Annotated in this window: 13 protein-coding genes; 5 read left to right on the top strand and 8 right to left on the bottom strand. The window is 68.5% G+C overall.

The features are described 5' to 3' along the window. Positions 1 to 29: 29 nt before the first annotated feature. From ACWF7A_RS17930 to tkt, 3 genes are read right to left on the bottom strand one after another with little or no spacing between them, the layout of a single operon-like run. Complete coding sequence (locus tag ACWF7A_RS17930; protein WP_452251561.1) at positions 30 to 1,616, bottom strand: glucose-6-phosphate isomerase; 1,587 nt, start codon at positions 1,614 to 1,616, stop codon at positions 30 to 32. A 25-nt stretch (positions 1,617 to 1,641) separates the two neighbouring features. Further along, positions 1,642 to 2,754: a transaldolase gene (gene tal / locus ACWF7A_RS17925; protein WP_452251560.1), complete on the bottom strand. Its 1,113-nt coding sequence runs from the start codon at positions 2,752 to 2,754 to the stop codon at positions 1,642 to 1,644. Next, positions 2,751 to 4,841, bottom strand: coding sequence for a transketolase (gene tkt, locus ACWF7A_RS17920; protein WP_452251559.1), 2,091 nt, complete (start codon positions 4,839 to 4,841; stop codon positions 2,751 to 2,753). Before tkt ends, tal begins: the two co-directional genes overlap by 4 nt. A gap of 253 nt (positions 4,842 to 5,094) precedes the next feature. Here tkt and ACWF7A_RS17915 point away from each other — a divergent pair, with 253 nt between their 5' ends. From ACWF7A_RS17915 to ACWF7A_RS17905, 3 genes are read left to right on the top strand one after another with little or no spacing between them, the layout of a single operon-like run. Further along, positions 5,095 to 6,018: a heme o synthase gene (locus ACWF7A_RS17915; RefSeq protein WP_452251558.1), complete on the top strand. Its 924-nt coding sequence runs from the start codon at positions 5,095 to 5,097 to the stop codon at positions 6,016 to 6,018. Positions 6,019 to 6,040: 22 nt separating this feature from the next. Continuing rightward, on the top strand, positions 6,041 to 8,059 hold the full coding sequence (locus ACWF7A_RS17910) for a hypothetical protein (protein WP_452251557.1): 2,019 nt from the start codon (positions 6,041 to 6,043) through the stop codon (positions 8,057 to 8,059). A 32-nt stretch (positions 8,060 to 8,091) separates the two neighbouring features. Continuing rightward, a complete protein-coding gene (locus tag ACWF7A_RS17905) occupies positions 8,092 to 8,340 on the top strand; it encodes a three-helix bundle dimerization domain-containing protein (RefSeq protein WP_452251556.1) in 249 nt (82 codons plus the stop codon). Here the strand turns inward: ACWF7A_RS17905 and ACWF7A_RS17900 are convergent. Genes ACWF7A_RS17900 through ACWF7A_RS17885 form a run of 4 tightly spaced genes read right to left on the bottom strand, consistent with a single transcriptional unit; the run spans position 8,324 to position 10,956 of the window. After that, positions 8,324 to 8,686, bottom strand: coding sequence for a hypothetical protein (locus ACWF7A_RS17900; protein ID WP_452251555.1), 363 nt, complete (start codon positions 8,684 to 8,686; stop codon positions 8,324 to 8,326). The genes ACWF7A_RS17905 and ACWF7A_RS17900 overlap by 17 nt on opposite strands. Further along, positions 8,650 to 9,300, bottom strand: coding sequence for an HD family phosphohydrolase (locus tag ACWF7A_RS17895; RefSeq protein WP_452251554.1), 651 nt, complete (start codon positions 9,298 to 9,300; stop codon positions 8,650 to 8,652). The genes ACWF7A_RS17900 and ACWF7A_RS17895 overlap by 37 nt, the downstream gene beginning before the upstream one ends. 60 nt (positions 9,301 to 9,360) lie before the next feature. Beyond that, complete coding sequence (locus ACWF7A_RS17890) at positions 9,361 to 9,960, bottom strand: hypothetical protein (RefSeq protein ID WP_452251863.1); 600 nt, start codon at positions 9,958 to 9,960, stop codon at positions 9,361 to 9,363. A gap of 57 nt (positions 9,961 to 10,017) precedes the next feature. Continuing rightward, positions 10,018 to 10,956, bottom strand: coding sequence for a hypothetical protein (locus ACWF7A_RS17885; protein ID WP_452251862.1), 939 nt, complete (start codon positions 10,954 to 10,956; stop codon positions 10,018 to 10,020). Between the two features lie 396 nt (positions 10,957 to 11,352). Between ACWF7A_RS17885 and ACWF7A_RS17880 the strand changes: the two genes are divergently transcribed. Next, positions 11,353 to 11,886, top strand: coding sequence for an FKBP-type peptidyl-prolyl cis-trans isomerase (locus ACWF7A_RS17880; RefSeq protein ID WP_452251553.1), 534 nt, complete (start codon positions 11,353 to 11,355; stop codon positions 11,884 to 11,886). Between the two features lie 59 nt (positions 11,887 to 11,945). Here ACWF7A_RS17880 and ACWF7A_RS17875 read toward each other — a convergent pair whose 3' ends face one another. Then, positions 11,946 to 12,887 carry a quinone oxidoreductase family protein gene (locus tag ACWF7A_RS17875; protein WP_452251552.1) on the bottom strand — a complete coding sequence of 314 codons (942 nt, stop codon included), beginning with the start codon at positions 12,885 to 12,887 and terminating at the stop codon, positions 11,946 to 11,948. Positions 12,888 to 13,029: 142 nt separating this feature from the next. On the opposite strand from ACWF7A_RS17875, the gene ACWF7A_RS17870 reads away from it, so the two are divergent. Further along, positions 13,030 to 13,818, top strand: coding sequence for a glycoside hydrolase family protein (locus tag ACWF7A_RS17870; RefSeq protein ID WP_452251551.1), 789 nt, complete (start codon positions 13,030 to 13,032; stop codon positions 13,816 to 13,818). Positions 13,819 to 13,926 lie beyond the last annotated feature (108 nt).

Raw genomic sequence — 13,926 nt, 5'->3', positions numbered from 1 at the left:
CAGCGGGTTGTTCCACTTGGCGGAAGTGGTCACGAGCCGTCCTCCTGGACTGCCTCGACGAGCTGGGCCAGTCCGGCGATGCGGTCCTCGAGGTGAAGACGCAGCACCGGGCGACCGTGTTCGGCCAGGACCTGACCGTCGCCGAGCGCCTGCGCGAGCTGCAGCTGCGCCAGCGTGTAGGGACGGCCGGGTACCTCCAGGTCGTCACCGGACTCGCCGGTGATCTGGATGAACACGCCGTTCTGGTGACCGCCCTTGTGGTACTGGCCGGTCGAGTGCAGGAAGCGCGGACCCCAGCCGAACGTGGTCTGCAGGTGCGTCCTCTTCGCGATCTCCGCACGGAGCAGCTCGAACGACGCGTCGTCGATCCTGTCCAAGTACGCCTGAACGGAGATGTAGCCGTGGTCGGGCGCCACTTCAACGATCGCGGTGAGCGCCTCGGCGACGGTGTGCACCTTGCGCTGTGCCCAGTTCGTGCCGTGGCCCTGCACCGGACCGTCCACGAAGGACGGAACCGTCGCGGCGACGGCCGGCGCGTCGAGCAGCGCGCGGGAGGCCTTCTTCGCGGCCTCGACGTCGGGCTGGTCGAACGGGTTGATGCCGAGCACCCGGCCGACGAGCGCGGTCGCGTACTCCCAGAGCAGGAACTGCGCGCCGAGCCTGCCCTCGACCGCGACGTTCGCCGACCCGGTGGCCGGTCCGATGGCGACGGTCGTGGCGTCCGATCGTGCGTCCACGAAGCCGGGAGCACCCGGACCCTCGACGACGACCGGCAGCAGGCCGGTGCCGTTCTTGCCGGTCGACTCGGCGATGAGCTGCTCGGCCCAGTCGCCGAAGCCCTTGATGCCCGAGCCGGTGTCGGCGAAGACGATCTTCTCGGCACCGTGCGCGTGCGCGGCGCCGAAGATCCCGGCGAGCACGACGGCGGGGTTGTCGACGGAGTCCTCGGACACGAGCTTCGCGACCTCGGCCGCGTCGTCGAGCAGTTCCTCGACGTTCGCGCCGGCGAGGTAGGACGGCACCAGGCCGAACGCCGTCAGCGCCGAGTACCGGCCGCCGACGTTCGGGTCGGCCAGGAACACCTTGCGGTAGCCCGCCTCCTCGGACGCCTTCTGCAGCGGCGAGCCGGGGTCGGTGACGACCACGATGCGCGACGCGGCGTCGATGCCCGCGTCGGTGAAGGCCTTCTCGAAGATGCGCCGGTGGCTGTCGGTCTCGACAGTGCCACCGGACTTGGACGACACCACGATCACCGTGCGTTCGAGGTCACCGGCGAGAGCGTCGGCGACCTGGGCGGGATCGGTGGTGTCCAGCACGACCAGCGGCACTCCCGCGGTCCGCGTGATCACCTCGGGGGCCAGCGACGAGCCACCCATTCCGGCGAGCACGACGCGGTCGACGCCCTCGGCGTGCAGTTCCTCGCGCAGTGCCACGAGATCGGGGAGCAGCGCTCGCGACGTCTCGTGCAACGTCGTCCACGAGAGGCGGATGCTCGCCTCGGACTCGGCTTCCGGCCCCCACAGGGTCGGGTCCTGCGCGGTCAGCTTGCTCGGCACCGAATCCGCGACCAGGTCAGCAGCGATAGTGCTGACCTGGTCGGCGTTCGGTGACCTCACGATTTCGACGGAGGTCACTTCGTGATCAGCCCTTCAGTTGAGCCAGTTGGTTCTTCACCGTCTCGAGCAACTCTTCCCAGGACTTCTCGAACTTCTCGACGCCCTCGGTCTCCAGCGCGACGAACACGTCCTGGAGGTCGATTCCCACGGCGGCGAGCCGGTCGAACACTTCCTGGCCCTCGGCAGCGCGACCGGTGACCGTGTCACCGGAGATCTTGCCCCCGTCGGCGACGGCCTGCAGCGTCTTCTCCGGCATCGTGTTGACGACGCCGGCGACGACGAGCTGGTCGACGTAGAGGGTGGGGGAGTAGCTCGGGTCCTTCACGCCGGTCGACGCCCACAGTGGACGCTGCGCGTTCGCGCCGTCCGCCTTGAGAGCCTCCCAGCGCTCGCCCTGGAACGTCTTCTCGAACGCTCCGTAGGCGATCCACGCGTTGGCGAGAGCGGCCTTGCCCTTGAGGGCGGTCGCCTCGTCCGTGCCGATCTTGTCCAGGCGCTTGTCGATCTCGGTGTCCACACGGGACACGAAGAAGGACGCGACCGAGTGGATCGACCGCAGGTCGTGGCCGTTCGCCTTGGCCTGCTCGAGGCCCGCGACGTAGGCGTCCATGACCTTCTCGTACCGCTCGACGGAGAAGATCAGCGTGACGTTGACGGAGATGCCCTCGGCGATCACCTTGGTGATGGCCGGGATGCCCGCCTCGGTCGCCGGGATCTTCACCAGCAGGTTCGGCCGGTCCACGGTCTTCCACAGGTCCTGCGCCTCGGCCACGGTCTTGTCCGTGTCGAACGCCAGGCGCGGGTCGACCTCGATGGAGACGCGGCCGTCCACACCGTTCGTCGAGTTGTAGATGTCGCGGAACTTGTCGCACGCGTTGCGCACGTCCGTCGTCGTGACCTCGCGGATGGTCGCCTCGACGTCGGCACCGCGCGACGACAGCTCGCGCACCTGCTCGTCGTAGGACTCGCCCTTCGACAGGGCGCCCGCGAAGATCGTCGGGTTCGTCGTCACGCCGACGACGTTCCAGTCGCGGATCAGCTCGTCCAGGTTTCCGCTGGTGAGCCGCTCACGCGACAGGTCGTCGAGCCAGATGGAGACGCCGGCGCCCGAAAGGGCGTCGAGGTTGGGCTTGCTCACTTGTTACCCCTCACGTTGTCAAGGGAACGGCGGGCGGCGGCGACGACGTTCTCCGTCGTGAAGCCGAACTCCTTGAACAGGACCTGGTAGTCGGCCGAGGCACCGAAGTGCTCGATCGACACGATCTCGCCGGCGTCGCCGACGTGGCGGTACCACGGCTGCGCGATCCCGGCCTCGACCGCGACGCGCGCCTTGACCGAGGACGGGATGACCGACTCGCGGTACTCCGCGTCCTGCTTCTCGAACCAGTCGAGCGACGGCATGGACACCACACGCACTGCAACGCCCTCGCCCTGCAGAACCTTTCCGGCCTCGGACGCCATCTGCAGCTCCGAGCCCGTGCCGATGATCACAACCTCGGGGTCGTCGTCACCGAAGAGCACGTAACCGCCGCGCTTGACGCCCTCGGCGGAGGTGCCCTCGAGGATCGGGAGGTTCTGGCGGGAGAGCGCGAGGCCCACCGGGCCGGTCTGCTCGATGACGGCCTTCCACGCGAACGCCGTCTCGTTGGCGTCGCCGGGGCGGACCACCGAGAAGTCCGGGATCGCGCGCAGGGCGGCGAGGTGCTCGATCGGCTGGTGCGTCGGGCCGTCCTCGCCCAGGCCGATGGAGTCGTGCGTCCACACGTACGTGACGGCGGCCTGCATGATCGCGGCCAGGCGCACGGCGGGACGCATGTAGTCGGAGAACACGAGGAACGTGCCGCCGAACGGACGGGTCGGGCCGTGCAGCGCGATGCCGTTGAGGATCATGCCCATGGCGTTCTCGCGGACACCGAAGTGCAGCACGCGGCCGTACGGGTCGGCGCTCCACATGCCCGTGGAGATCTCCGCGGGACCGAAGGACTTCGCGCCCTTGATGGTCGTCAGGTTCGACTCGGCCAGGTCGGCGGAACCGCCCCACAGCTCCGGCAGGTGCTTCGCCAGCGCGTTGATGACCTCACCGGAGGCCTTGCGGGTCGGGACCTCCTTGCCGCCTGCCTCGTAGACGGGGAGGTCGGCGTCCCAGCCCTCGGGCAGCTCGCGGGCGACGAGACGGTCCAGCAGCTTCTTGTTCTCGGCGTTGGCCGAGGCCCACGCGTCGAAGCTCTTCTGCCACTCGGCCTTGGCGTGCTCGCCGCGCTTGACGACCTCGCGGGCGTGGGCCAGCACCTCGTCGGCGACCTCGAACGTCTGCTCGGGGTCGAAGCCGAGGATCTCCTTGGTGGCCTTGACCTCGTCGACGCCGAGCGCGGCACCGTGCGCGGCGCCGGTGTTCTGCTTGTTCGGCGCCGGGAAGCCGATGATCGTGCGCAGCAGGATGAACGACGGCTTGTCGGTGACGGCCTTGGCCTTCTCGACGGCCTCGAGGATGCCCTTGACGTTCTCGCCGGACTCGACGACCTGGACGTGCCAGCCGTAGGCCTCGTAGCGCGCCGCGGTGTCCTCGGACAGCGCGATCGTCGTGTCGTCCTCGATGGAGATCTTGTTGTCGTCGTAGAAGACGACCAGGTTGCCCAGCTGCTGCGTGCCCGCGAGCGACGAGGCCTCGGAGGTGACGCCCTCCTCGATGTCACCGTCGGAGGCGATCACGTAGACGTGGTGGTCGAACGGGCTCTGGCCCGGCGCGGCGGACGGGTCGAAGAGACCGCGCTCGCGGCGGGCGGCCATGGCCATGCCGACGGCGGAGGCGAGACCGGAGCCCAGCGGGCCGGTGGTGATCTCGACGCCCCTGGTGTGGCCGTGCTCCGGGTGACCCGGAGTCTTCGAGCCCCACTTGCGCAGCGTCTGGAGGTCCTCGATCTCCAGCCCGTACCCCGACAGGAACAGCTGGATGTAGAGCGTCAGGCTGGAGTGACCCGCGGAGAGCACGAACCGGTCGCGGCCGATCCAGTCCGCGTCGGCGGGGTCGTGCCGCATGACGCGCTGGAACAGCGTGTACGCGAGCGGGGCGAGGCTCATCGCCGTACCGGGATGGCCGTTGCCGACGTTCTGCACGGCGTCCGCCGCGAGCACGCGCGCGGTGTCCACGGCGCGCTTGTCGAGCTCGGTCCAGTCGTCAGGCAGATCGGCCTTGGTGAGCCGGGTGATGTCGTCGGTGACGGTCACGGACTTACAGCTCCAAACTTTGTCGCTAGGGCGGGCACGACGACTCTTCGGAATCGATCCCGAAGAGCCTGACCCGCATCTCTCCCACGTCCTGCGGCCAGCCTAGTCCCGGAGGAATCAGATGTTGCTCTGAAAGGTCCCAGGCACGTGTGTGGCGGGGCACACCAGCACCCGAACGGGCTGTGAATTCTTCCCGCAGTTACCATCAGTCGCTGGTTTTCCCACCACTTGCAACACGAGGAGCGTTCACGCGATGAGTGCCGTCCTCGAGGCTCCCAACCGGACGCCTCGCCAGGTAGTTGGCGCCTATGTGGCACTCACCAAGCCACGGGTCATCGAGCTCCTGCTGATCACGACGATCCCCGCGATGCTCCTCGCCCAGCACGGCCTGCCGCCCTTGTGGCTGATCGCGTGCACCCTCACCGGCGGTACCCTCGCCGCGGGGTCGGCAAACGCCCTCAACTGCTTCGTGGACGCCGACATCGACTCGGTCATGAAGCGGACGGCGGCCCGCCCGCTCGCTCACAACGCCATTCCGCCGCGCAACGCCCTGATCTTCGGCATCGTGCTCGGAATCGTCTCGTTCGCATTCCTGTGGATCTTCGTCAACCTGATGTCGGCCGCGTTCGCGGTGGCGACGATCCTCTTCTACATCTTCGTCTACACGCTGGTGCTCAAGCGCCGCACCTCCCAGAACATCATCTGGGGCGGCATGGCGGGCTGCATGCCGGTGATCATCGGCTGGAGCGCGGTGACGGGCACCGTCGAGTGGCCCGCCCTGGTCATGTTCGGCGTCATCTTCTTCTGGACGCCGCCGCACACCTGGGCCCTCGCGATGAAGTTCAAGGAGGACTACGCCCGAGCAGGCGTGCCGATGCTGCCCGTGGTGGCCACAGCTGCGCAGGTGACGCGGCAGATCGTGATCTACAGCTGGATCACCGTGGTCTGCACCCTCGCGCTCGCCCCCGTCACCTCCTGGATCTACGTGGCGGTGGCGGCCGCTTCGGGCCTGTGGTTCGCGGTCTTCGCGCACAAGCTGCACAACGTCGTCCGGCGCGGCGGATCCACGAACACGATGAAGTTCTTCCACATGTCGAACCTCTACCTGATGCTCGTGTTCTGCGGTCTCGCCGTGGACGCCGTGGTCGGGTTGCCGGTGCTTGGCTGGCCGTTCTAGCTGCACCTCCAGTCGTACGGCTGTGGCGCCCGTTGAGTTCACCGTCACCGGTGGTGAAGGTTCACCACTGGACTTCGTCGCGACCCTGACACCCGCCACCTCACTCGTCGTGGTGACCGATCCGGGCGGGTGGGCGCAGGTCAGCTCCGGTCTGGCCGTCGGGTGTGCGGGGTCCACCGCCGTCACGACGGCCGTCCGGGTGCTGCGGTTCGCGGTTCTCGACCTCCGGCACTTCTCCTCCGCCTCCGCGCTGCCGTCGCTCTCGGACGTGCCGGGCGACGTGGTGGCGCTGCACGACACGCGTTCGTGGGACTCGGCACCGGTGGTCGCGTGGTTGCGCGGCCTCGGACGGCCGGTCGTGCTCTTCACCGCCGTGCACACCTGGGTGTCCGGTGTGGACACCGCGTCGGTGGTGATGGGCTGGAGCGCGCCGCACGTGGTGCTCGCCGTGCCGGCCGGTCCCGGCGAGACGCGGGTGGAGGACGTCCTCTGGCAGTTCCGGGAGCTCGAACGGCGCGGGCAGATGACCTACACGGCACTGCCGGTGCCCCCTGTCGCCGCCGACCGCCCCGTCTCGGTCGTGGTCGCGCTCCCCGGCGCGACGCAGGGCATCGCCGGAGCGCTGCGGCCGGGCGCCGACTACGAGGTGTGGGTCCGGGTCGGGGACGGCCCGGGGCTGACCGAGGACCTGAGGCTGAGGGCCGTGCTCACCATGTCGGGCCGGCAGGTGGTCGCGGAGAACTTCGTGCTGCCCGCCGAAGGGCCCAGCCCGTGGGTGAACTTCGAGGTCACCACGCCGTACGCCGCCGTGCCGTGGAGCGGTGAGCTGGTGATCTACGCCGGGGTGGTGCCGGTGCACGTCCAGCACGTCGTGCTGCCCGTCGGCGCGGGGGAGTCCCGCTCGGTGCCGCGGCTGAAGCTGTCGCGCACGTTCGCGGACCTGCCGTCCGGGCGGGCGGTGTCGGTGCTGGAGTTCGGCGACCGCGCGCTGGTGGCGTCCGGGGACGTGCCGTCGTGGACGAGCCTCGCCGGGGTGTCGTCCTCGCTGCCGTCCGTGGCGGGGCTGGATCCCTGGTACGGCAAGGACTTCCCGGCCTACTGCGGCGATCTCGCGTACCTCGCCCGGCAGGGAGCGCGCGCGTACGAGCAGGTGTTCGGTGAGGCGGGCGGACGGCACGCCGTGAAGGACCCCGGTGCTTCCGGTCCGGCCGCCGCCATCAGGCACGCGGCGCGGGTCACCGGACGGCCCGCCGGGGTCGTGGTGGCGTCCGCGGTCGACCTGTCGAGTTCCGTGCGCTGGCCGATGATCTACGACCTGCCGTTCACCGACGGTCCTCACCGGCTGTGCGCGTCGGTCGGCCAGTTCGGTCCGTTCGGTGGCGGTGGTCCCGTCCCGCCGCACTGCCCGGTGTCGGACCACAGCGGGAACGTGTTGTGCCCCTTCGGTTTCTGGGGCCTGTCGAGCGTGCTGGAGCACCCCGTCGGCCCGTTGGTGCAGCGGATCCTGCCCCGTCAGTGGCCGTTCGAGGTGTCGATGGCGGTCGACGTCGGGATGGACCGTTCGCTGACCGAGCGGCACGTCACGGAGCTGATGTCGCAGATCCCGCCGGCGTCCGTCACGTCCGCGTACGTCGGACCGGCCGATCTGGGACGGGCTCTGGCGGGCGAGACCATGGACGCCGTGCACCTGCACTACCGCGAGGGGTTCCTCGACCCTTCGGAGATCGCACGGTGGAACAGCGAGGGTGTGTGGCCACAGCCGCATTGGCCCGTGCGCAAGCCGCTGGTCGTGGGCACGTCACCGATGGCCGACCTGGTGCGGTCGTTCGTCGAGCACGGCGCGTCGGCCGTCGTCTGTCCCGAGGAGGCCGTGCCGCAGGACATGGCCGGCTGGGTCACGGGCATGCTGCTCGCACGGCTCGCGGCAGGCGTCGGCGCCGGGGAGGCGTTGCGGCAGGTGCGGTGGGAGATGCTCAGCCGCGGCAACGTGTTCGGGCTCGCGTACGTGGTGCACGGAAGTGCGGATCTGCGCGCACGCTGAACCGTGAGCACTCACTGATCGTTTACCTGGGCATGCTGAACTCGGAGGCCCAGCTGCGGCAGGCGATCGAAGAACTGGTTCGCCGCTTCGGTGATCGCGTGGAGGACGCGCAGATCGCCGACGCCGCTGTCGAGGCCTACCTCGACCTGCGCCACTCTTCGACCGTGCACTCCCATCTCGTCGTGCTCACCGTGCGCCGTGCTTCTCGCGAACTCGCGTTCACCGCCGTCGGCGTGACGATGCCCCTGCAGCAGACCGTGGGCCTCACGCCCGCTCGCTGACCTCCAGGTAGACGGTCTCTGCGCGGCTCACGGCCGTGCGCGCCAGAGCCGACAGCTCCACGAGGTGCGCGAACGCCTCGTGGAACCCCATGTCCACGAGAGGCGCCCACGAGAGCGCGACATCGTGCATGCGCGCAGGATCGGCTTTGACGAGCTGCGCCACGAGGGCTTCGGGGAGCTCGACAACGTTGTCTTCGGGCAGAGGTGCCCACACCTCGTTGAACACCTCATGCCACACGACGACGGCTTCGCGCGGGTCGTAGTCGCGGGCCGCGACCGACTCCCCGCCGCTTTTGATGAAGAACGTGCTCAGGACGCCACCTTGGTGAGCAGGTCCTCGACGCACGGGTCGTCGAGGGACTCAACGATGCACTGCCACAGCCGGAGGTTCGTCTCGGCCCACTTGGTGTAGGTCGCTGCGGCCTCCGAGTCGTAAAAGTAGTAGCCCTCGTCGGCTTTGCCCACCTGCTCGCCCACGATCTTGTACGCGAGCTCGCGCAGGGTGATGCCGTTCTCCTGCAGGTACTTGTGCGCCAGCACGACCGGCGTGACCGGCAGCGCCTTGAACAGCGTGTCCGCGTCGGACAGCGCCTGCGCCTCCAGCGAGATGTCCCGCGAGCGGGTGCGCATCTCGGCCTCGATGACGATCCGTTCGATCCACTCGATGTCGCCCAGCGAGACGCCGGCGACGAAGAGGATCTTGCGCCGCAGCGCCGCGCCGTCCGTGGGCAGCGAGTTGCGGCGGACCATGTAGTTCAGGTCGTGCACCAGTGCCGCGACCTCGACCACGTCGCGTGCGGCGCCGTTGCGTTCGGCGAAGTGCACGGACTTGTCGCGGACGAAGCTCACGTGGTGCCACCCGTGGAACTGCAGCTTGGCGGCCAGGTCCTCGCACAGCCGCCTGACCCGCTGTTCCACGTCCGCGATGACAGATCTCGGAATCCTTGTGCGCGTGCGCATCATCAGCCCTCCCGACCAGGTGGGCTGATGGTAGGCGCGCGGCGACCGCTCAGGGGCGGTTCACGACAGGTGGTTCGTCAGATCCTCCAGCCGGTCCTCGACGGGCACGTGACGATGGCTGATCCCGGTGTCCGGGTCGTAGCTGAGGCTCCACGGGTTCACGGCACGCGACTTGACCAGGAACGTCATGGTTCCGTCTGCTGCTCGTGGGATGCGGTGGAACTCGTGCGCGAGCATCGTGCCCGTGGCGCCCTCGGTGCACTGAGTGCGGTTCGTGAGCTCCGTGCCGACGATGGTGCGGCCGCCGACGCCGAGCCGGGCGTCGAAACGTTCGTGCAGGTAGGCGCCGCTCAGGATGGTCGTGCAGAAGTGGTAGCGGTGGTTGTGCACCGAGTCGGCGTAGCCCGCGCGCCAGTCGGCCAGCGGTTTGTACTCGTGCAGCCAGAACGTGAACGGCTCGTCCACGACGTCGCGCAGGCACCAGGCGAAGTGCGTCGTCGTCTCGCGGGAGTGCGCGATCACCCAGGTCGCCTCCTGGGGTGTCAGGCCGTCGATGTGCGCGCGCAGCTCCTTGCGCAGTTCGGGCCGGGCCGCCCACTCGGTGAACCACGTGCCGACGTCGGTCCAGTGGTCGACGACAGGGAAATCGGCGCGCTTCATCCGGGCGGCGAGCTCCTCGAGCACGGACAACCCGGTGAACTCGGCTAGCAAGATCGATCAGCTCCTCAACTGAGCAGACGTGGAGAATTCGCGACGGAATGCGTGGAACTTGCCTTCGAGCTCCGTGAAACCGTCTTTGGTGAGTGCGTCGCCGGTGATCTTCTCGAACAACGCCAGGAAGTCGTTCCGAGTCGTCGCCGGTGTGATGGCGAAGTGGTAACCGGCCTTGGAATTGCTGATGCGCAGGAACTCCGCGCGTTCCATCGCGTAAAGGAACGAGCTCTCGGTGAACCTGAGGGTGCGCGGATAGGGTCTGAGCACTCCCGCGGTGTTGCTGTAGAGCGTGAGCCACGCGGAGTCGTCGAACAGCTCGAGCCGGTCGAGCGGCGGATCCGACACGATCGTCACGTCGATTCTCGTGCACCGGCTGCGAGCCGCGTAGAGCCCGACGAGCCCGATGCCGATCTGCTCCTTGAGCCGTTCCCGGATCTCGTCGTAGTCGCCGTCCGCGCCCTCGTTGCGCAACAGGTACCGCGCCCGGCCGCTGATCGCGTTGTCGTCGTGCGGGTCGGCCAGCACGGCCCTGAGTTCGCACTCCGACTGGCTGAGCAGCACCCTTCCCGCCGCGTACCGGCCGGCGAACCCGCGGAAGCAGTACAGCCGCGTCCGTTCCAGGTCCTGCATCATGAGCTGGTTGAACACCGGGTCGGGCTTGGCGGTCGGCTCGAACACGTGACTGGGGAAGAACTCCCGGTCGAGCGCCCGGTACTCCTGGGTGAGCTCCCTGAGAGCTTTGCGGCTCTCCTCGATGACCGGAGCGAGCAGTGCCTTCTGTGCCGCTTTCGACGTGATCAACGTTTGCGTGAAGCTGACCACCGCCGAAATGAGCGTGCCCGTACCCACTGCCGTCAGCAGGTTTCTCGCTGTACCGGAATCCATTTGACTGGAAATGGCCAGCGACGCACCCGACGTCACGACGAGTATGAGGAGGAGCAACCCGGTCCGAGTCCAGAACAACTCCTGGATCAGGTTGCTGCGGATGCCTCCGGCCTCCGCGGACACGTGTCCCACCTCCTGGATCACCGGATTGGCCGCTACCCGAACGGACGAATGCGCTCGGTGTCCGATCAAGTGCGAGGAGTTACTGTACGCGTCGGTCAAAAGATAAGGAAGCTGCTATTCGTGCGACATTCATGACCGGAATAACCGCGCTCAAGGCCCGTTGTCGGCCCGTACTCGTGCACTTCGGTGACGCCCCGTCGCCGCCGCCCCCGAACGTGTCGGGTGAGGGTGACCACCCCACCCACATGCACCCACGCCGGGTGTCCTAGGCCGAGCGGCGGCGTGGCCTGCTACACGACGCTCACACCCGTCCGAATACGCTCACCCACCATGCGTAACGTCCTGCTCATCGCTTCTGTGGCGCTCGCGGCGGCCACCGGCCTCGCCGGCTGTGCCGGTTCGGCCCAGCCCTCGGCCGGCGGCACGACCCCCGCCGCCGCGCCCACGAACCCCTGCAAGGCCGACGACTTCAAGGTCACCGGCGACTTCGGCGCGGCGCCCAAGGTCGAGATCCCGAGCTGCAAGCCCACCGACGAGCTCATCATCAAGGACCTGGTGCCCGGCACCGGCGCCGAGGTGAAGACGGGCACGACGGCCACGGTCAACTACCAGCTCACGACGTTCTCCGACAAGAAGGTGCTCGACAGCTCCTTCGAGCGCGGAGCCCCGTTCGACGTCGAGAACGTCGGCCAGGCGCCGGTCATCGACGGCTGGAACGAGGGCATCGTCGGCCTCAAGGAGAAGGGCCGCCGTCTGCTGATCGTGCCGCCGACCAAGGGCTACGGCCAGGGCGGTCAGGGCATCAAGCCCAACGAGACGCTGGTCTTCGTCATCGACGGCGTGAAGGTCACCCCCGCCGCCTGACCCGAAGCACGACGACGGCCCCCGACCGGTGCTGGTCGGGGGCCGTCGCGTTCAGTCCGTCAGGGCAGGAGCAGCAGCTTGCCGGTCGTGCGGCGCGACTGCAGGTCCGTGTGCGCCTGCGCGGCCTCCTCCAGCTTGTACCGTCCGCCGATGCGCACGTTCAGCTCCCCGGACGCGATCGCCGAGAACAGCTCGCCGGCCCGCCACTCGAGCTCCGCGCGGTCGAGCAGGTAGTGCCCGGTCGACGGCCGCGTCAGGTACAGCGACCCGCCCGCGTTGAGCCGCTGCGGGTCCACCGGCGGCACCGGGCCGGACGAGGCGCCGAACAGCACCAGCATCCCGCGCGGCTTCAGCGAGGCCAGCGACTGGTCGAACGTGTCGGCGCCCACGCCGTCGTACACGACGTCGACCTTCTCGATCTGCGACGCGAAGTCCCCGTACCGCAGCACCTGGTCGGCCCCGGCCTCGCGGGCCAGCGCCTCCTTCTCGTCGGTCGACACCGTCGCGACGACGGTGGCCCCCTTCGACTTCGCCCACTGCGTCAGCAGGAGCCCGACACCACCGGCGGCCGCGTGCACCAGCACCCGGTCGCCCTCCTTCACGACGTACGTCGAGTGGACCAGGTAGTGCGCGGTGATGCCCTGCAGCATCGCGGCGGCGGCCAGTTCGACGTCGAGCCCCTCGGGGACCCGCACCGCCGACGCCGCGGGCACCACGACCTCGGAGGCGTAGCTGCCCAGCACGCCCATCCACGCGACCTTGTCGCCCACGGCGAAGTCCGCGGAGTTGCTCACGACGACCTCACCCGCGGCCTCGAGCCCCAGGGTGGTCGGCAGCGGGATCGGGTACTGGCCGCTGCGCTGGTAGGTGTCGATGTAGTTGACGCCCGCGGCGCCCACCTTCACCAGCAGCTCGCCGTCACCGGGCACGGGCGACGGCACGTCCGAGTGCTCCAGCACCTCGGGGCCACCGGCCGAACGCACCACCACTGCCTTGGCCATCTGTCCTCCTTGATCGACTCAACCGCTCAACCCAGGTCGCGCCCCCGATGTTCCCGGTTCCAGGACTTGGGAGCCATTCGGTGTCGCTACCGTCGGTGTTCCCACGGTGACAGGCGGCACCCGACACTGGTATGACCGACCCATGCGAAAGACATCCCTGCTGCTGATCGCATTGCTGCTACTGGTGGGAGCGCTTCCATCCGACGCCGCCTCGGCCAAGAAGGGCGTGAACGCGGCCGACGACCCCGGTCCGGCCGGCGCCGCCATGACCGCCCTCGACGCCCGCTGGTACTACACCTGGGCCTCGGACCGCCGGGGCATCCAGAGCAACGCCGAGTTCGTGCCCATGATCTGGGGCGCGGCGAGCGTCACCGACGCCGAGCTGAACAACGCCAAGGCCAACGGCAGGCAGCTGCTGGGGTTCAACGAACCCGACATGGCGGGTCAGGCCAACATGACCGTCGAACGCGCGCTGGACCTGTGGCCACGCCTGCAGAGCACCGGACTGAGGCTCGGCGCTCCCGGCGTCGCGTTCGGCGGGGACGTCGCGGGCGGCTGGCTCGACCGCTTCATGGCCGGCGCGAAGGCGCGCAACCTCCGCGTCGACTTCATCCCGATCCACTGGTACGGCCAGGACTTCTCCGCGGCGGCCACCGGACACCTGGAGTCGTACCTGCGCAACGTCCACAACCGTTACAAGAAGCCGATCTGGCTCACCGAGTACGCGCTGATCGACTGGCGCTCCGGCCGCGCGGTCTACCCGAGCCAGCAGCAGCAGACCGCGTTCATCACGGCGTCGACGAGGATGCTCGACGGACTGTCCTTTGTGGAGCGGTACTCGTGGTTCACCCTGTCCACGAAGACCAGCCCCACCGGACTCTCCACGGGCACGGCGCTGACGGCGGCGGGCAACGCCTACAAAGTCGCCTAGGTGTAGTGATCATGGACGTTGTTGACGGTGTGTCCGGCATGTCGCCTTGATCATGAGGAAGACCTCCGTGTGTGGTGGAGGTGTCTAGGTCTTCACCGCACACGGAGG

The sequence above is a fragment of the Lentzea sp. NPDC055074 genome (assembly GCF_053608005.1).
This window is presented reverse-complemented; position numbering and strand designations above follow the sequence as displayed.